Below are 18,394 nucleotides of genomic sequence, written 5' to 3'. Positions count from 1 at the left end.
TTTTTGATTCCGATAAAAAAAATAAAGGCACTCTTTTTGGGGTGCCTTTTTTAATGATACACTGAGAATAGTTCCGTAGCCTTATTGAAAGCAGCTTCAAAAACCATCCAATTGACACCGGTATCCGCTTTTTCTGTAGTAAAATAGGAAAGCATTTTCTCCGTGGGCATATTTCCAGTTAGTTCATCTTTGGCCATAGGGCAACCACCAAAACCTTGCACAGCACCATCAAAACGGCGACAACCTGCCTTATATGCAGCATTTACTTTTTCATGCCATTTGGATGGAGTTGTATGCAAATGGGCTCCAAACTCAATCTCAGGATATTTGGGAATTAGGTTGGAAAATAGATACTCTATCACTTTTGGAGTGGAGCTTCCAATAGTATCTGAAAGCGATAAAATTCTAGTTCCCATTTCGGCCAACTTTTCGGTCCACTCCCCAACTATTTCCACATCCCAAGGGTCTCCATAAGGGTTTCCAAACCCCATGGAAATGTATGTAACCACTTCCTTCCCATGAGCATCGGCCAATTCCAAAATACCCTTCAGAGTTTCCACGGATTGGTCAATGGTCTTGTGCGTGTTACGCATCTGAAAGTTTTCGGAAATAGAAAAAGGAAAGCCCAAATAATCAATCGCCTCATGCTTGCATGCATCTTGCGCGCCCCGAACGTTGGCAACTATAGCCAAAAGTTTACTTTGTGTTCGGGATAGGTCCAACCGAGCCAAAACCTCCGCGGTATCCTGCATCTGTGGAATGGCCTTGGGCGACACAAAACTACCAAAGTCAATGGTGTCAAAACCACAGCCCAACAAGGCTTGGATATACTTTACCTTTTCATCCGTAGGGATAAAAGTTTTTATCCCTTGCATGGCGTCCCTAGGACATTCTATGAGTTTTACTTTTGACATAGGCGTCCGTAAAAATAGCACTTATTTATCCGATAGAAATAGATAAACGGCAATCCCTACAAAAACAACAATTTGCACCCATTTTAGGTAAACTCCTGCTTTTTCATGACTGGTCAGATATTTGGAAATCTTTCCTGCAAGTATTGCAATCGTACCAAAAACGATGAGAGCGGAAAGCATAAAAAGTAAGCCTAATATGTAGAATTGAATTACGGTATTGAGTTCCATACTGAACAAAAAACCGGGAAAAAAAGCCAAAAAGAAGATAGTGACCTTTGGGTTGAGCACATTCATGGTAAAGCCCGTCCAAAAAAGCTTCTTTGGTGTTTTTGCTGGTTTGTTATCTTTATCCAAAAGTATCGAAGCATCACTGCGATATACCTGATACGCCAAATATAAAAGATACATGGCTCCAAAAAGCTTGATTGCAAAAAACAACGTATCACTCCGTTTGATAATTTCCGAAACCCCAAATGCGAGCAGGGTGGTATGTACCAAACAGCCCGAAACCAGACCAAAAACTGTGGCCAAACCATATTTCGTACCATTGCTGATACTTTGTGTAAGTACAAAAATATTATCAGGACCCGGCGAAATCGCCAAGGCAAGTGAGGATATAAAAAAACCAATCAATATGGGATAATTGACGGTTTCCAGAAATAAGAGCAAACTGTGCATATAATCTTAGTCCATTGTTTCCAAAATGGCCTTGTTTATTTTTTTTAAGAGCGCTGGGCCTTCATAAATGAAACCTGTATAGAGCTGCACTAAATCGGCGCCTGCCTCCAATTTCTCCAAAGCATCCTCTGGAGAATGTATACCTCCCACACCAATAATCGGAAAAGCCTTATTGCTATTTTCAGCTAAAAATCGAATCACCTCGGTACTTCTTTTGGTCAAGGGTTTTCCACTGAGACCACCTTTTTCTTCGGATAAAATCAGATGAGATTTTAAACCTTTTCTTTCTATAGTGGTATTTGTAGCGATTACTCCATCAATATTCGTATCTGCAACAATCTCAATAATATCCAGCAATTGATCATCTGTTAAATCAGGAGCTATTTTCAACAAAATAGGCTTCTCCTTTTGTTTTGAATTCTTGGCCAGTTTTTTATTCTGACTTTTTAATTTTTTCAACAGCTTGGTCAAAGGTTCCTTATCCTGAAGCTCTCGAAGTCCTGGTGTATTGGGTGAACTCACATTTACTACAAAATAATCTACATGCTCAAAGAGTGCCTCAAAACAAATCAGATAATCCTTGATGGCCTCTTTGTTAGGAGTAACTTTGTTCTTGCCAATATTCCCCCCGACAATAACACGATGCTTTTTCTTTAACTGTTCCGCAGCCTCAAAAACGCCCTTGTTATTAAAACCCATCCGGTTGATAATGGCCTTGTCCTGTTTTAATCGGAACAATCGTTTTTTAGGATTCCCCGGTTGGGGTTTAGGGGTTACCGTACCTATTTCAACAAAACCGAAACCAAAATCAGAAAATTCGTTATAAAGCTTGGCATCTTTATCAAAACCTGCTGCAAGTCCTACGGGGTTTTTGAACTTCACACCAAAAACCTCACGCTCCAGTTTTGGATTGTTCATCGTGAATACCCCCCTAAACAGACCGCTTAAACCCAATCTTGAAAAAAACTTAATGGCCCAAAAAGAAAAGTGATGCACGGCTTCTGGATCAAACAAAAAAAGTACCGGGCGAATAAGTATTTTATACATTCAGAATGGATTTTGGACAAAAATAAAAACTCTTAAAACAGTTCTTAACAAATCGTTCAATTTTCGTCAACAGACCTATTAATGTGGATAGGACGCAAGGCCAATTGACTACACAATTTCACATATCGCTCATATTGGGCTTTATTGAAACTTGTAAGCAATCGTTTGTCAATCATTCGCACATTTCGTTTCATACTATCCATTATGGAACCATACTCTTTTGAAACAGTTAGCAACACCTCTGGCGAACTTTCCTCGTTCTTTTTCATTAGATATTTTGACTTATCCTTTAAAATATCGTTTCGGACTTTTAGCTCCGCACTCCAACTTTTCAGGTTTTCCTGCTGCTCTTCGGTCAATTCAAAAACTTTGGTGATGGTTTCATTGTCTCTACCCCCAACGCCCAAAATACAATCCATTTGGGCAAATCCATAAAACCCGGATATCAAAAAAAGATAAAAAACTACCGCTTTCAATTGAGGTTAATGTTAATCGTTTACGAAAGATAGGTATTAATGCCTATGATTTGCAAAATTACGTTCGGATATACATTATTTTTGATAAAACTCTACACCGACCATGGAAAAACTACTGCCCCGATTTTTGGAATATGTGACCACGGATACGCAGAGCGATCCTTATTCCAAAACTACACCCAGTACAGAAAAGCAATGGGATCTTGCCAAAAAATTGGTGATGGAACTCCACCAGATTGGGATGCAAGAAGTGTCCATTGATGAGAATGCCTACATTATGGCGACCCTGCCAAGCAATTTGGATAAAAAGATGCCCACCATTGGTTTTGTTTCCCATTTTGACACATCTCCTGATTTTTCCGGTAAAAATGTGAAGCCACAAATCATTGAGAATTACGATGGGAAAGATATTATACTGAACAAGCTGAAAAACATTGTCCTGTCTCCCGATTATTTTGAAGATTTAAAGGCGTATGAAGGTCAAACTTTGATTACTACGGACGGAACAACATTGTTGGGTGCGGATGACAAAGCGGGCATTGCGGAAATCATCACGGCGATGGAATACCTCATCAACCACCCGGAGATCAAGCATGGTAAAATACGGATTGCCTTTACACCAGATGAAGAAATAGGCCGTGGGGCACATAAGTTTGATGTGGAAAAATTTGGTGCGGAATGGGCCTACACCATGGACGGCAGCCAAGTGGGCGAACTGGAATATGAAAACTTTAACGCGGCCAAAGCTACAATCACCATAACTGGTAAAAGTGTACACCCGGGCTACGCCAAAAACAAAATGGTAAACGCCATTGGCATTGCCAACGATTTTATGACCCACCTACCCCCTAGCGAGGTTCCCGAACACACTACGGGAAGGGAAGGTTTTTTCCATGTACACAAAATAAAGGGCGAAATTGAAAAAGCAGAGATAGAACTTATTATCCGTGACCACGATGCGGTGCATTTTCAGGCCAGAAAAGACTTATTGAACGATATCAAAGAGAAACTCAACAAAAAACATGGAGAGTACATCAGCTTGACCATTGAGGACCAATACAAAAATATGCGGGAGAAGGTGGAACCCATGTACCACATTGTGGAGATTGCCGAAGAGGCCATGAAATCCCTCCAAATAGAACCTATTATAAAACCGATTAGAGGCGGAACGGACGGTTCGCAATTGAGTTTTATGGGCCTGCCCTGCCCAAATATTTTTGCTGGTGGACACAACTTCCATGGCAAATACGAGTATGTTCCTTTGGAAAGTATGGAGAAAGCGGTGAAGGTAATCGTAAAAATTTGCGAACTTACGGCTAGTCAAATCAAGTAGTTGTGCAAAAATCTGAAAAATTAGAGGCTTATTATGAAAATGAGCATCCGTTTAGGGACGGAATAGCTTTTCTAAGAGAAATTGCCCTAAAAACCGAAGCTGAAGAGGATTTTAAATGGAGTATTCCCGTATATACTTTAAATAACAAAAATGTATTCGGTATCTGTAAGTTCAAGAGCCATTTTGGGGTTTGGTTTTTTAATGGTGTGTTTTTAAAGGACCCGAAAAAAGTGCTGGAAAATGCCCAGGAGGGCAAAACCAAAGGGATGCGGCATTGGAAGTTCCAAAGTTTGGACGAAGTGGACGAAAAAGTGGTTTTGGCCTACATGAAAGAAGCCTTGGGAAATCAGAAAAAGGGATTGGAAGTTAAAGCCGAGAAAACCAAAAAAGTCACCATTCCAAAACTTCTAAAATCTGAATTGAAAAAGGATTCCCAATTAAAAGCTGCTTTTGAAAAGTTTACCCCATACAAACAAAAAGAGTTCAGCGAGTACATTGCCGAAGCCAAACAGGAGAAAACCAAATTGCGTAGGCTCGAGAAAATACTTCCTATGATTTTAAAGGGTGTTGGATTGAATGATGCCTATCGATAGATTGGTAAAATTCATTCCTTAAATGGTAATGTAATTTTAATCAGAAAAATACTAACTTCCCTTATTCTGCTGAACTTGGTTCAGTAATCGGTCGTTCAAGTCAATTCGGCTAATTCTGCCCTAGTAACACATTAAGACAACCATAATAATATGCTAGAAAATCGAGTTAATTCAATTGAAATCAACAAAAAAGAATTTCGAAAAATCGGGCATCAATTAATAGATGATATTTCTGATTTTATTTCTAGTATTGATCAAAAACCTGTTACATTTAACGAAAGTCCAAGTCAATTACAAGGTATATTGGGAAACACTTCCTTACCAGAAAATGGTATTCCTGCAACAGAACTAATAACTAGAGTTACAGATTTAATACTAAACCATTCATTATTAAATGGACATCCTAAATTTTTAGGATATATAACTTCATCTGCTTCTCCAATTGGCGCCTTAGCCGATTTACTGGCAGCATCTATAAATCCGAACGTTGGAGCACATATTTTAAGCCCAATGGCTACTGAAATTGAAAAACAAACGATTCAATGGTTAGCTGAGTTTATCGGTGTCTCCCCAAATTATGGCGGGATATTAGTTAGTGGCGGAAATATGGCAAATTTTACAGCATTTTTAGCCGCCAGAACGGCAAAAGCACCTATAATTATAAAAGAAGATGGACTTTCAAATATCCCTAAAAAACTAACTGTTTATTGTTCCAAAACCACACATACTTGGATAGATAAAGCAGCAATTTTATTTGGTTTAGGAACGAAATCTGTTCGTTGGATTCAAACTGATTCTACAAATAAAATGAATAATAAAGTCCTTGATGAAACAATCAAAAAAGATATGGCAAATGGTTACCAACCCATAATGGTCATAGGTACTGCGGGAGATGTTAGTACGGGTGTTGTAGATAATTTGAAAGGGATTTCAACCATTTGTAAAAAGTATGATTTATGGCTTCACATTGATGGAGCTTACGGTGTTCCAGCCGCAGTAATCCCAAAATACAAAAACCTATTTGATGGTCTTTCAGAAGCTGACTCTATTGCGCTCGATCCACATAAATGGTTATACAGTCCACTCGAAGCGGGTTGTACTTTGGTTAAAAATCCTCAACACCTAATAGACACCTATAGTTCACATCCAGAATATTATAACTTTAGCAAAAGTGAAAACGAATTTGCTCAAAATTTTTATGAATATGGACTTCAAAACTCACGTGGCTTTAGGGCTTTAAAGGTTTGGTTATCATTACAGCAAGTAGGTCGAAGTGGTTATGAAAAACTTATTAGTGAAGACATCGAACTCTCAGAAATGTTATTTGACTTAGCTAAAAAACATCGTGAACTAGAGGCAATTTCACAAAATTTAAGCATAACAACCTTTAGATATATTCCATTCAATTACAAAGAGGGTAACGATTACCTAAATAAACTAAATGAAGAACTATTGAATGAATTACAAACCGGCGGGGAATTATTTTTATCAAACGCCATTGTAAATGAAAAGTATTGTTTACGAGCCTGTGTTGTCAATTTCAGGACTTCAAAAAAAGACATTGAAGAAATTATTGATATAGTAGTTAGAGAGGGGAAAAAGACTCATTTGAAATTACTAGAAAAAAAATAAATTAATAAGGTGTTACAAAAATGGCTACAATTGCAAACCAAAAAAATCCACTATGTTTTTCTACCTCATCTTCGGAAACTCCCATTCGTTGTGATATTCCGATAGTTGTTTTTAACCTCAGAAGCCTCTTCGACCAAAAAGCTATGCTAAATGACCAACATCATTGTACACCCTATAATATCAAAATAAATTAAGGTAATAATAGAAAGTAGGCATACCCTATTTTACAAAACTAATTGCCATGAAAAAGTTGATGTATATTTTTTTGATTGGGTTAGTTTCTTTGAATTTATCCTGCAGCAAGGATGATGACGAAGACGGATTAACTAAAGATGGTCCGTTCCCAATCAGTGAGCTGAGTGGAAACTGGGAGGCCACCAAAGCCCAATTTAGTGTGAGCACCACATCAGTCGACATCGTCGAGGATGGAGGAACAGTTAGTATGTCCGTGCAAGCGAACGGTCGCTTTACCCTGACCTTAAATCCCGTAGACCGGGACGCCTATGCGGTGACCGGAGAAATCTTCTGGGAGGAATGGCAGGGCAGCTACTACTTTGCAGTTGCCTGGGACGATGAGCCCAATGATTGGGATACTTACGGCCACACTTACGACGGAACGACACTGAGCATAAACGGTGGAGCAGATTCCGGGGAGTACGATTTTGACAATGATGGGGACTTGGAATCCTGTTCCATCCATTTCATTTTTGTGCGTTCGTAAGTGTTTTAATGTTTTTCTGCGCTAAAGGATGCATTATTGGAACCTTCAGGTACATCCTTAAAAAGAGATATGGCCTTTTGTAAACAAACTCTAGCCAATCTTCGGAAACTCCCATCCGTTGTGATATTCCTTCGCCAATAAGGCATCTCCGTCGGAATGGTTAAATTTGCTGTTCTCGGCATCCCAGAACAACCGTTCCCCAGTTTTATAGGCAATATTACCCAAGTGGCTTACCACAGCGGCATCGTATCCAACTTGTATAGGAGCATTCAATACTGATTTATCACGACTTTTAATGGCATCCAAAAAATTAAGCGTATGTAAATCCAGGCCATTCGCATCCACCTGTTGCAGGGGCACTCTGTCAATCTTTGGGCCAAGGTCTTGGCTCCAGTCGGGACGGTCGCGTTCCGGGATCACTTCCCAACCTCCACGATCCAATACCAAGGTTCCGTTGTTTCCGATAAAGGCAATCCCGTGGTTTCGCCCATAATTCCCGCCATCAATCCCAGTGGCATGTTCCCACAATAGGGAAAAATCACCAAAATCATAAATAGTCTGCAAAGTGTCCGGGGTTTCGGAGGCATCATCGGGATAGGCAAACTTGCCCCCCATAGCCATCACCGATTTGGGCTTGGAAGCTTTCATTCCATATAGCGCGTAATCAATAAGGTGTACCCCCCAGTCCGTCATTAACCCGCCAGCGTAGTCCCAAAACCATCTAAAACTAAAATGAAATCTGTTTTTATTGAAAGGTCTGTTTTCGGCTGGGCCCAACCACATATTATAATCCACTCCCTTTGGTACAGCACTGTTGGGGACAACAGGTACGGGTTGCATCCATCCTTGGTAGGCCCAAGCCTTTGCCAATCGGATTTGCCCCAGTTTTCCAGAGTGGACATAATTGATGGCATCCACAAAATGGGGCTGGCTTCGCTGCCATTGTCCAATCTGCACCATTCTATCACTTGCATTCACCTTGGAAAGCATAGCTTTGCTTTCGGCGACCGAGTTGGCTATGGGTTTTTCACAGTAGACATCCTTACCTGCATCCAAGGCATCTGTTAATTGAAGGCAATGCCAATGGTCCGGTGTTCCAATAACAACCACATCCACATCCTTGTCTTCCAAGAGTTTTCTGTAGTCCGAATACCATTTTGGCTTTTTAATGCCTCCTTTTTCCAGGTCCATGGTTCGTTTCTGCAGTACGTTTTCGTCCACATCACAAAGTGCCACGACCTCTACCTCACTATTTTTTAAAAGGGACAAGAGGTCTGTAAACCCCATACCCTTACAGCCGATAAGACCTACTTGTATTTTATCGTTAGGGCTGATGGTTTTCCGTATCGATGCCAACAACTCCGTAGGAAACATAAATGATGCTCCCAAGCCGGCCACATATAATCCTCCACGTTTTACAAACTGTCTTCTTGTTCCCATATCCATTCAAATTTTGAATAAGATACAAAAAAACGTCCCTTGAAATTTAACTTCCAAGGGACATTTTGATTTACTGTATGTTATTTTCGCCTACTTCTTTTCAGCGGGAGCATTCATCTTTTTGCTCATTTCCATGGAAATGGCAGAGCGGTCAAACTTTAAACGACCGGCCATGGTTTCAATGACACAAGAGAAATCCTTGTCATTCATTTCCACGATTTTTCCGTGAAGCCCACTTTTGGTGATGATTTTATCACCCTTTTTTAATTCTGAAGCGAATTTTTTCTCATCCTTCTGACGTTTCATCTGCGGGCGAATCATAAAAAAGTACGCCACGGCAAAAATCAATATCAGTGGTAAAAATTGTCCTAGGTTTTCCATTTAGGTTTTTTAATTATTTAACAGGACCTGCTGGTACTGCTCCTGGTGCTTGAACAAATGCTTTGATTCTCAAAATTTCGGAACCTTTGGCAGTATTTGCGTTTACAGTAATCGTTTTTGTTACTTGATTTTGTCCAGACCCATTGAATTTAACCAACAACTCTCCAGTTTCTCCTGGTGCAATAGGATCTTTGGGAGGGTTTGGCACAGTACAACCGCAGCTACTTTTTGCGTTGGTAATAATCAAAGGTGCATTACCTGTATTTGTAAATGTAAATACAGTTTCTTGTGGGGTTCCTCTTTGGATAGTACCGAAATCGTGTTCAACTTTCTCGAAAGACATTACAGGAACCATTTTGTCTGCTTCATCTCTATCCACAGCACTTTCAACATTGTCAGCAACTATTTTTTTTGATGCTTTGTCCTTACATGATACGCTGGTTAGGGCAACCACCATGATCAAACTAAAAATTGTTGTTATTCTTTTCATGATTAAAATTTGTTTTTCCAAAATTAAGGAATAATTGTTTATTGCAAACCTCTACCTATTTTTTGAAGCCTTCCTTCTGATTTATACTCCTTTGCCAACTTGTCCAAAACCCCATTAATGAAGATGCTACTTTTGGGTGTTGAATACTCCTTGGCAATCTCCAAATATTCGTTCAAGGTTACTTTTTCTGGTATGGACGGGAAATTAAGCAACTCGCAAATGGCCATTTTTAAAACTATGGAATCTATCTCTGCGATACGGTCGTTGTCCCAATTAGGCGTTTTTCCCTCAATTTCTTTCTCCCATTTGGCATCATTGAGCAAGGTCTTGGTCAAAAGTTCGTTGGCAAAATCCATATCCTCCTGATCTTTTAAGAGGGATGGCAAAAAGAAACGATCTCCAGAATCTGGTTTGGCTTTCTTCAATCGCTTCACCAAAAATGTATTTACAATAGGGAAATCATCTACCCAGGTAAGTTTATCGTCCTCAAAGTAATCGTATATTTTTTCGTTGGGCGCTATAATTTCTTTGAAGAGCTGGATGACCATATTGCGGTCGTTCGTATAACTGTCTTCCCCATTGGACATATACTCTTTATAAATATCACTGGAAATCACCGCCTTGTGAATAATCTTTACATACTCATCGTTCATATACCAGTTGTCGAGCTTTCGATTGGAGAGCTCGTTTTTCAATACCTCGTTGTTCACCAGCTGCAACAGCAATCGGTTTTTTACAAACTTTTCAGGATTGGGATATTTGTCTTCTTCGGTAGCCACATATTTTTTGGATGCGTGACTCACATGTTTTTCCGCTAAACGATGGAGTTCGGCCAAGAGGCTTAAAATCAAAAGGTATAGAACATACATGTTTTCTATACTGACTCGCAGGAACTTTTCTTGTTTTTGCAAAGAATCGTCCTTGGATTGCACTAATGCATAAATACACTGCATTACTTTTACTCTGATGTGCCTTCGGGTAAGCATGTTTAAAGAACTTTTAAAGTCATTGTTTGGCTTTCACTCCGCAAAAGTAATCTTATATTTGAATCTTACCTACCAAACTTGCTTTCTTATCAGTTTTATAACATTTACTTTGTGCGGTATGGTATATATTTGCGGGATTGTCCAAGGATAACGAAGCTAAAAAACTGCCTTTCCCCAGTATGAAGGAACTAAAACACCTAAATAAATACTTTAAAAAATATTGGCTTAAACTGCTATTGGGGATTATAATCACCATTATTGCGCGTGTTTTTTCCTTAGTGATGCCTTCGTATGTGAACAAATCCATACAGGCTGTAGAGGATTTCGCATCGGATGTGATTACTCTTTCGGACGCAAAAGGATTATTACTTCAATACATTCTAATTATTGTTGGAGCGGCCATACTTTCAGGACTTTTTACGTTTTTGATGCGTCAGACCATCATTAATGTATCTCGGTACATTGAGTATGATCTAAAAAATGAGGTATTCGATCATTACCAATTTCTCAGCCTTAATTTTTACAAGAAAAACAGGATCGGTGATTTAATGAATCGCATTAGTGAGGATGTAAACCAAGTACGTTTGTATGGTGGACCAGCCATAATGTACGGTATTCAAACCTTGACTCTTTTTGTGTGCTTGATTCCGTTGATGTTTATAAAAGCACCCACACTCGCGGCCTATACCTTACTACCTCTACCCATTTTATCTGTTTTGATTTATCAAATAAGCAAGATTATTCACCGTAGGAGCACCAAGGTGCAGGAATATTTGTCCACGCTTTCTACATTTACACAAGAGTCCTTTTCTGGAATTTCGGTAATCAAAGCTTATAGCATCGAACCAAGGGTAAACGCAGAGTTACGTGATTTGGCCCAAGAAGGAAAAGATACAAGCATGGCCTTGGCCAAAGTGAATGCCTGGTTTTTTCCATTGATGATTTTATTGATCGGTATCAGTAATGTTTTTGTGATTTACATCGGTGGACGGCAATACATCAATGGGGAAATTGAGACCATTGGGATTATTGCAGAATTCATTCTTTATGTAAACATGTTAACATGGCCCGTTGCGGTCGTGGGCTGGCTCACATCCATTGTACAACGAGCAGAGGCTTCGCAAAAGCGTATCAATGAATTTTTGAAGGAAGAACCGTCCATTCAAAACAAGATTGAAACGCCTACTCCTATTAAAGGTAATATCGAGTTCAAAGATGTGACCTTCACTTATGAAGACACCGATATAACCGCATTAAAAGATGTTTCCTTTACCATAAAGGCTGGACAGACCGTTGCGATTTTAGGAAAGACCGGTTCCGGGAAATCCACCATATTGGATTTGGTGGCACGTTTATACGATGCTACCTCTGGAGAGGTTTTAATTGATGGCGTTCCCGTTCAAAAACTCAATCTTAATAGTTTAAGAAGCTCTATTGGTGCCGTACCGCAAGATGCCTTCCTTTTTTCGGATACCATAGAAAACAATATTCGCTTTGGTAACGAAAATGCTACGCATGAAGAAATTGTGGAAGTTGCCAAAAAAGCAGTGGTACACAAAAATATTGAAGGTTTTGCCAAAAAGTACGATACCATTTTGGGAGAACGTGGCATTACCCTAAGTGGAGGCCAAAAACAGCGGGTCTCCATTGCCAGAGCACTATTAAAAGACCCGAAAATCTATCTATTTGATGATTGTCTATCCGCCGTGGACACCGAAACTGAGGAAGAAATCCTCAACAATTTAAAAAGGGTTTCCGAGAGCAAAACTACCCTCATTGTGAGCCATAGGGTGTCATCTGCCAAGAATGCGGACAAAATCATTGTCCTGGACAAAGGAAAAATTATTCAAGAAGGCACCCACGAAGAATTAAACAATACGGACGGGTATTATAAAAAGCTCTACATCGACCAACTCTCTGGTAAAGAATCATAAAAAAGTTGCTGAATTAGCTTTTTTTTTACATTTTTGGTAACATAATTCAACATAGTACTAAATACACTATACCATATGGGCCAGAAAGATACAATGGATCAGGAAGAGATTTATTCGAAAGTCTTAAGAGCAGGGAGAAGAACCTACTTTTTTGATGTAAGAAGCACCAAGGCCGGAGATTACTACTTAACCATCACAGAAAGTAAAAAGTTTACTCATGATGATGGTTCTTTCCATTACAAAAAGCACAAAATTTACCTTTATAAAGAAGATTTTAGTGCTTTCCGTGAGATTATGGAAGAAATGATGGATTACATTATTGATGAAAAAGGCACCGAGGTTATCTCCGAACGCCATCAAAAAGATTTTAAAAAGGAAGAAGGGGACTTTAGCGAAAATGGAAGCACTTCCGACAACAACTTTACCGATGTAAGTTTCGACGATATCTAAAAAGTTAAACCCTTTAAAAAGTTAAACGACCTGTAAAATACAGGTCGTTTTTTATTTTTGTTATTTACTTAGCAACAGTAATCCTAATAAATTAAATAGCCATGGCAAGGACCCCTAGCAATATGCTGCCTTTAGGCACTAAAGCACCAGACTTTGATCTGTTGGATACCATTTCTGACAAAAAAGTCGCATTGGACGATATAAAAGGAGAAAAAGGCACAGTGATCATGTTTATTTGTAATCATTGCCCCTTTGTTATCCATGTAAATCCACAAATTGTAAAGTTGGCGAAGGAGTATCAAGAAAAAGGCATTGCCTTTGTAGCTATTTCCAGTAACGATGTGGAAAACTATCCGCAAGATGCCCCGCATTTAATGAAGGAAAAGGCCAAGGAAGAAGACTATAGCTTTCCTTACTTGTATGACGAAACCCAAGAAGTGGCCAAAGCCTATGATGCTGCCTGCACCCCGGACTTCTACCTTTTTGATAGTGATATGACCTTGGTATACCGTGGACAACTGGATGATTCCAGACCAGGAAATGGGTTGCCACTCACAGGAACTGACTTGAAAAATGCCATGGATGCAGTTCTCGATAGCAAAGAAGTTGATTCTGACCAAAAACCAAGTCTGGGCTGCAACATTAAATGGATAAACAACTAGCAAACCAAAGAATGAACCCTGCTATTTTAAACAACACCCTAATGCTGGTGCCCGTTACCGAAAAAAACCTTGAACAGTATGTGTCGGTTGGTGTAAAATCCTATTGCGAACATTATCTACACTTATGGGAGAATGAAGATCCCACACCCTACATTTCGCATGGTCTTACCAAGGAAGTTGTAGAACGTGAGCTAAAGAACCCAAATGCAATCAACTATTTGGTCAACTTGAACGAGGAAACGGTTGGTATTCTAAAACTGGTAAAAAACTGTGGTATTGACGAAATCTCGGATGCCGATGCGTTAAAAGCCGAAAAAATCTATTTGCTCAAGGAACATTCAGGTAAAGGTATTGGCAAAGAAATACTTCAATTTATTGAAGAGACGGCAAGGAGTTTAAACAAGAAAATTGTTTGGTTGGATGCCATGCAAAAAGGGAAACCCGTTCATTTTTATCAAAAAAATGGTTATGTCATCAAAAGGGAGAGCGAAGTGGTGCTCCCCAATGCCAAACCTTCTGAAAAACCAATGTGGATTTTGACCAAAGCACTTTAGATCACCAGCCTTTTCGTTGGATTAAATTTTCAACATGGGCATAATGGTGGTTGCTGTGCCAAGCATAGCGGCCAATATTTTCTTTCAACGTCGTTTCCTGATTCCCATCAGGATGAATAAAGCTTCGTTGTAAATCTTCTTCGGAAAGCCCTTTCAACAAATAAACCAACTTGGCATGTATAGCACTTAAATGGTTCAAAGACATTTGAATCGGTGCTGTTCGGGTATCAAACAATTCGGCCCAGGCCTTTTCATTATATGCTTTTATGGTCGGTGTATCCTCCGTCAAGGCCCATTTAAAACGGATATAACTGTTATGGTGACTATCGGAAATATGATGCACCACTTGACGAACCGTCCACCCATCGGGGCGATAAGGGGTTTCCAATTGCTCATCCGTGAGTGGCGTTACCAAATCACTCAAACGTTGCGGCAAATTTTCTAAAACAGCAATCCATTCCTGTAAATCTTCTTTTGTAATAGATTCAGGACTATGAAATTTACCAATAGGGTAACGAAGTTGTTCCAAAGTTTCTTTTTCCATTCGTTAAAAATAACAACTTTACACGAGACCTTACCCCATCAAAAAGCGACATATTTTAATACACTTTTAACTGATTTAAAACCTAACAACCAAATAATCTAGTAATTTTGTAGAGTACTATTTTTTAAATCTAAAAATCAAGGATATATGGCAACTTTAAGATTGGGAGATACCGCCCCGGATTTTACGGCGGTTACTTCAGAAGGAACACTCAATTTTTATGAATACCTTGGCGATAGCTGGGGAATCTTATTCTCGCACCCTGCGGATTTCACGCCTGTTTGCACCACTGAGTTGGGTACAGCGGCCAAATTCAAGGATGAGTTTGACAAAAGAAATGTAAAAATGATGGCACTTAGTGTAGATGGCGCTGCATCTCATTTGGAATGGATCAAGGATATTAACGAAACCCAGAACACTGAGGTAAACTTCCCCATTATTGCCGATGTGGAAAGAAAGGTCTCCGATTTGTACGACATGATTCACCCTAATGCGGACGATACCCTAACGGTACGATCTGTATTTATTATTGATCCAGATAAAAAAATCAAGCTTACGCTGACATATCCTGCCTCAACCGGGCGTAATTTTTACGAATTACTGCGGGTTATCGATTCTTTGCAATTAACAGCAAACCATAAAGTGGCCACACCGGCCAACTGGGAACATGGAGAAAAAGTTGTGGTAAGCCCATCTATACCAACGGAAGAGGCCAAAGGAATCTTTACCAAAGGAGTGGAAGAAGTGAAGCCATACCTGCGTTTAACCCCTGATCCATCGGCTTAAGTTTATATTTTAAAATAAAAAAACTGATTATCAATAAATTAAACGTACCTTTGCAATTCAATTAATTATTATTTCAATTTATATTATGAGTAAAGGAACAGTAAAATTCTTCAATGATTCTAAAGGTTATGGATTTATCACTGAAGATGGTTCAAACACAGATCACTTCGTACACATTTCTGGTTTAATCGATGAAATTAGAGAAGGTGACGTTGTAGAATTCGAACTACAACAAGGTAAAAAAGGATTAAACGCCGTTAATGTACAAGTTACAGACTAAGTTAAAGAATACCTTTTTATAGATAAAGCCCGAGCGTTGCTCGGGCTTTTTTTTTGTTCATTTTTTTTGGGGAGGCATACGCAACCAATTTACTTTTTACTATCTACATTATAAATACCGTTCCCCATAACCATTAAACTACTATAAATGAACACCTTTTTCGGAGTACTCTCGTTCCTTTTAATCGTTAATGCCTTGCTGTTGGTTTGGAGTGTAAACGGTTCCAAAAAATAAATTAATAGTTGTGCAGGGGCAATAGGTAGGGTTTTAAAACGTTGGATTGTTACGTAATAAACACTTGCAGCCATGACCACCTTTTTTAGCGTTCTAATCGTTTTGCTTGCCGTTAACCTGTGTTTACTTCTTTTGAGTGTAAACAGGGCCAAATAAAAAAAGCTCCCATCGCTGGAAGCTTTTATATTCTTTTCGTGAATCTGATTATTTCACGTTCATCAATTCCACATCAAAAATCAATGTCGCATTAGGAGGAATAACCCCTCCTGCCCCTGTGCTTCCATAAGCCAAATGCGATGGAATTACAAAACGGGCCTTATCGCCCACTTGCAATAGGGCTATCCCTTCGTCCCATCCTGGGATCACTTGTCCAACACCCAATACAAAATCTATAGGTTGGTTTCTTTTATAGGACGAATCAAAAACTTGTCCGTTGGTCAATGCACCTTCATAATGTACCGAAACCGTTTTACCTTTTTCGGCTTTGGCGCCACTTCCCTTTTGAATGATCTTGTAACGCAATCCACTATCCGTCTTGTCAAAACCTGCAGCCAATTTTTCCATTTCCGCTTCTGCTTGTGCTTTTTGTTCGGCAATGCGTTTTTCCCTTGCACCTTCGAACGTGCGGAAAGCTTCTATGGCGTTCCAGTTTTTGGCCTCACCCCCTGCTCTAACAATTTCAAGGGTTTCAATGGTATCACCCTGTGCAATGGCATCCACTACATCCTGACCTTTTACCACATTACCAAAAACAGTATGTTTGTTATCCAACCAAGGTGTGGCTACGTGTGTAATAAAAAACTGGCTCCCATTGGTTCCCGGTCCTGCATTGGCCATGGATAATACTCCGGGGGCATCGTGTACCAAATCGGGGTGGAACTCATCATCGAACTTATAGCCAGGATCTCCGGTTCCGGTACCTGTGGGGCACCCTCCTTGAATCATAAAATCGGGGATTACCCTATGGAATTTTAGCCCATCGTAATATGGTTTTCCTTGTGGTTTTACACTATTTTCCATGTCGCCTTCGGCCAGCGCAACAAAGTTGCCCACCGTTCCCGGTGTTTTATCGTGGGTAAGTTTTACCAGTATCTCACCTTTGGTGGTATTGAATTTTGCGTAGATTCCGTCTTGCATTGTATGTTGATTAATAGATTATTAGAAAACTAAATTCTCGGATTTTTATAAAGCTGCAAAGATACGGGTTTATGCTCAAGGTTAAAAGTTGGGGCTGTACTGTACAGGGTGTGCTCTGCTATAAATCTTCCAAGGGACTTCTTACCTGACCAATTACATTATTGGAAACCTTAGTATAGAGCAAGGTTGTTCCAATATTATTGTGGCCTAGTAGTTTTTGGATAATCCGAACATCTGTTCCCTTCTCCAATAAATGAGTAGCGAAACTATGCCTTAAAGTATGTAGAGTTGCGTGTTTTATAATACCTGCTCGCTGTTTTGTCATGGTAAATACTTTGTTTAAACTAGCACTAGAATACATTCCGCCTTGTCGTCCTTCGAACAGATAATTTGTTGGACGGTATTCTTTAAAATATTTACGGAGCAGTTGCAGCAATTTTGGTGGTAGCATAACAATACGGTCCTTTTTTCCTTTGGAAGCTATTATGGACACCAACATTCTGTCGCTATCAATATGTGATATTTTTAGCCTTAAAAGTTCGCCCGACCTAAGTCCCAATGCATAAATAGTGGTAAGCATAGCCTTATGCTTTAAGTTGGATACGCTTTTGAGAAGCATCCTGATTTCGGATTGTGAAAGTATATTGGGCAAAGAATGTGGTTTTTGAGTGGGATAAATAGATTGAAAGTCCATCTTTTTCCTGAAGACTTCCATGAAGAACAGCCTCAATGCTGAAATAAACTGTTTTTGTGATGTATACCCATAATTACGAGCATTTATATGGGCGATCATAATCGGAATTATTTCCTTTTCTGATGCATCCTCTAATTTGTGACTGTTTAAATGGTTGGATTCAAAAAATGTCTTTAGCAACCCTACATAAGTAACAATGGTATTGGAACTGTAGCGTTTGAGTTCCATTATGGTCTTGAAATTGTTCAGATACTCCATAACAATAGATATAAGTAGAAAATAACTAAGTAAATTTGGGTTATTACAATTTACAATAAAAAGTAGAAAATAACTTTGGTTACTTAGGGTTATAAAAACTAAAATCCGCTATTTTAGTTGAACAACCGTTGGGAAAAATGCCTGCGGCCGCTCGGCCAGTACCGCAAGCG

Annotated in this window: 22 protein-coding genes; 10 read left to right on the top strand and 12 right to left on the bottom strand. The window is 39.4% G+C overall.

Annotated features, from left to right (window positions below):
* Positions 1 to 50: 50 nt before the first annotated feature.
* Genes D2V08_RS12100 through D2V08_RS12085 form a run of 4 tightly spaced genes read right to left on the bottom strand, consistent with a single transcriptional unit; the run spans position 51 to position 3,058 of the window.
* Positions 51 to 914, bottom strand: a complete 864-nt coding sequence (locus tag D2V08_RS12100) for a hydroxymethylglutaryl-CoA lyase (RefSeq protein WP_119608427.1) — start codon at positions 912 to 914, stop codon at positions 51 to 53.
* Between the two features lie 21 nt (positions 915 to 935).
* On the bottom strand, positions 936 to 1,592 hold the full coding sequence (locus tag D2V08_RS12095) for a LysE family translocator (RefSeq protein WP_119608426.1): 657 nt from the start codon (positions 1,590 to 1,592) through the stop codon (positions 936 to 938).
* A gap of 6 nt (positions 1,593 to 1,598) precedes the next feature.
* The gene (locus tag D2V08_RS12090) at positions 1,599 to 2,639 is read right to left on the bottom strand and encodes a quinone-dependent dihydroorotate dehydrogenase (protein WP_119608425.1); all 1,041 of its coding nucleotides are present in this window, start codon (positions 2,637 to 2,639) and stop codon (positions 1,599 to 1,601) included.
* Between the two features lie 56 nt (positions 2,640 to 2,695).
* On the bottom strand, positions 2,696 to 3,058 hold the full coding sequence (locus D2V08_RS12085; RefSeq protein WP_182835535.1) for a hypothetical protein: 363 nt from the start codon (positions 3,056 to 3,058) through the stop codon (positions 2,696 to 2,698).
* Positions 3,059 to 3,218: 160 nt separating this feature from the next.
* On the opposite strand from D2V08_RS12085, the gene pepT reads away from it, so the two are divergent.
* The 4 genes from pepT (at position 3,219) to D2V08_RS12065 (ending at position 7,394) form a co-directional block, all read left to right on the top strand.
* Positions 3,219 to 4,448: a peptidase T gene (pepT, locus tag D2V08_RS12080; RefSeq protein WP_119608423.1), complete on the top strand. Its 1,230-nt coding sequence runs from the start codon at positions 3,219 to 3,221 to the stop codon at positions 4,446 to 4,448.
* A gap of 2 nt (positions 4,449 to 4,450) precedes the next feature.
* Positions 4,451 to 5,041, top strand: coding sequence for a YdeI/OmpD-associated family protein (locus D2V08_RS12075; RefSeq protein ID WP_119608422.1), 591 nt, complete (start codon positions 4,451 to 4,453; stop codon positions 5,039 to 5,041).
* Between the two features lie 150 nt (positions 5,042 to 5,191).
* The gene (locus D2V08_RS12070) at positions 5,192 to 6,673 is read left to right on the top strand and encodes a pyridoxal phosphate-dependent decarboxylase family protein (protein ID WP_119608421.1); all 1,482 of its coding nucleotides are present in this window, start codon (positions 5,192 to 5,194) and stop codon (positions 6,671 to 6,673) included.
* Positions 6,674 to 6,914: 241 nt separating this feature from the next.
* Complete coding sequence (locus D2V08_RS12065) at positions 6,915 to 7,394, top strand: hypothetical protein (protein ID WP_119608420.1); 480 nt, start codon at positions 6,915 to 6,917, stop codon at positions 7,392 to 7,394.
* A 90-nt stretch (positions 7,395 to 7,484) separates the two neighbouring features.
* Here D2V08_RS12065 and D2V08_RS12060 read toward each other — a convergent pair whose 3' ends face one another.
* From D2V08_RS12060 to nusB, 4 genes are all read right to left on the bottom strand, one after another.
* Positions 7,485 to 8,834 (bottom strand): Gfo/Idh/MocA family protein, encoded by a 1,350-nt coding sequence (locus D2V08_RS12060; protein WP_119608553.1) that lies wholly within the window; start codon positions 8,832 to 8,834, stop codon positions 7,485 to 7,487.
* A gap of 90 nt (positions 8,835 to 8,924) precedes the next feature.
* The gene (gene yajC, locus D2V08_RS12055) at positions 8,925 to 9,215 is read right to left on the bottom strand and encodes a preprotein translocase subunit YajC (protein WP_119608419.1); all 291 of its coding nucleotides are present in this window, start codon (positions 9,213 to 9,215) and stop codon (positions 8,925 to 8,927) included.
* Between the two features lie 13 nt (positions 9,216 to 9,228).
* The gene (locus D2V08_RS12050; RefSeq protein WP_119608418.1) at positions 9,229 to 9,705 is read right to left on the bottom strand and encodes a DUF1573 domain-containing protein; all 477 of its coding nucleotides are present in this window, start codon (positions 9,703 to 9,705) and stop codon (positions 9,229 to 9,231) included.
* 38 nt (positions 9,706 to 9,743) lie between these two features.
* Positions 9,744 to 10,691, bottom strand: a complete 948-nt coding sequence (nusB, locus tag D2V08_RS12045; RefSeq protein WP_119608417.1) for a transcription antitermination factor NusB — start codon at positions 10,689 to 10,691, stop codon at positions 9,744 to 9,746.
* A gap of 179 nt (positions 10,692 to 10,870) precedes the next feature.
* On the opposite strand from nusB, the gene D2V08_RS12040 reads away from it, so the two are divergent.
* The 4 genes from D2V08_RS12040 (at position 10,871) to D2V08_RS12025 (ending at position 14,291) form a co-directional block, all read left to right on the top strand.
* On the top strand, positions 10,871 to 12,625 hold the full coding sequence (locus D2V08_RS12040; protein WP_119608552.1) for an ABC transporter ATP-binding protein: 1,755 nt from the start codon (positions 10,871 to 10,873) through the stop codon (positions 12,623 to 12,625).
* Positions 12,626 to 12,700: 75 nt separating this feature from the next.
* Positions 12,701 to 13,075 (top strand): PUR family DNA/RNA-binding protein, encoded by a 375-nt coding sequence (locus tag D2V08_RS12035; protein ID WP_100815983.1) that lies wholly within the window; start codon positions 12,701 to 12,703, stop codon positions 13,073 to 13,075.
* A 101-nt stretch (positions 13,076 to 13,176) separates the two neighbouring features.
* Positions 13,177 to 13,737, top strand: a complete 561-nt coding sequence (locus D2V08_RS12030; RefSeq protein ID WP_119608416.1) for a thioredoxin family protein — start codon at positions 13,177 to 13,179, stop codon at positions 13,735 to 13,737.
* Positions 13,722 to 14,291, top strand: a complete 570-nt coding sequence (locus D2V08_RS12025) for a GNAT family N-acetyltransferase (protein WP_119608415.1) — start codon at positions 13,722 to 13,724, stop codon at positions 14,289 to 14,291. Before D2V08_RS12030 ends, D2V08_RS12025 begins: the two co-directional genes overlap by 16 nt.
* A gap of 1 nt (position 14,292) precedes the next feature.
* Here the strand turns inward: D2V08_RS12025 and D2V08_RS12020 are convergent, their stop codons facing one another.
* Positions 14,293 to 14,835 (bottom strand): YfiT family bacillithiol transferase, encoded by a 543-nt coding sequence (locus tag D2V08_RS12020; RefSeq protein ID WP_119608414.1) that lies wholly within the window; start codon positions 14,833 to 14,835, stop codon positions 14,293 to 14,295.
* 147 nt (positions 14,836 to 14,982) lie between these two features.
* Here D2V08_RS12020 and D2V08_RS12015 point away from each other — a divergent pair, with 147 nt between their 5' ends.
* Both D2V08_RS12015 and D2V08_RS12010 read left to right on the top strand, forming a co-directional pair.
* Positions 14,983 to 15,621 (top strand): peroxiredoxin, encoded by a 639-nt coding sequence (locus tag D2V08_RS12015; RefSeq protein WP_119608413.1) that lies wholly within the window; start codon positions 14,983 to 14,985, stop codon positions 15,619 to 15,621.
* A gap of 85 nt (positions 15,622 to 15,706) precedes the next feature.
* Positions 15,707 to 15,901: a cold-shock protein gene (locus D2V08_RS12010; RefSeq protein ID WP_100815987.1), complete on the top strand. Its 195-nt coding sequence runs from the start codon at positions 15,707 to 15,709 to the stop codon at positions 15,899 to 15,901.
* An 89-nt stretch (positions 15,902 to 15,990) separates the two neighbouring features.
* Here the strand turns inward: D2V08_RS12010 and D2V08_RS12005 are convergent, their stop codons facing one another.
* The 3 genes from D2V08_RS12005 to D2V08_RS11995 form a co-directional block, all read right to left on the bottom strand.
* Positions 15,991 to 16,209 (bottom strand): hypothetical protein, encoded by a 219-nt coding sequence (locus tag D2V08_RS12005; protein WP_147374109.1) that lies wholly within the window; start codon positions 16,207 to 16,209, stop codon positions 15,991 to 15,993.
* A 130-nt stretch (positions 16,210 to 16,339) separates the two neighbouring features.
* Positions 16,340 to 17,272 carry a peptidylprolyl isomerase gene (locus tag D2V08_RS12000; protein WP_119608411.1) on the bottom strand — a complete coding sequence of 311 codons (933 nt, stop codon included), beginning with the start codon at positions 17,270 to 17,272 and terminating at the stop codon, positions 16,340 to 16,342.
* Between the two features lie 118 nt (positions 17,273 to 17,390).
* Positions 17,391 to 18,224 carry a tyrosine-type recombinase/integrase gene (locus D2V08_RS11995; protein ID WP_119608410.1) on the bottom strand — a complete coding sequence of 278 codons (834 nt, stop codon included), beginning with the start codon at positions 18,222 to 18,224 and terminating at the stop codon, positions 17,391 to 17,393.
* Positions 18,225 to 18,394 lie beyond the last annotated feature (170 nt).

The organism is Flagellimonas lutimaris (assembly GCF_003581615.1).
GTDB classification, from domain to species: Bacteria; Bacteroidota; Bacteroidia; order Flavobacteriales; family Flavobacteriaceae; genus Flagellimonas; species Flagellimonas lutimaris.
The sequence above is the reverse complement of the archived record's forward strand: the minus strand, read 5'-3'. Positions and strand labels throughout refer to the sequence as shown.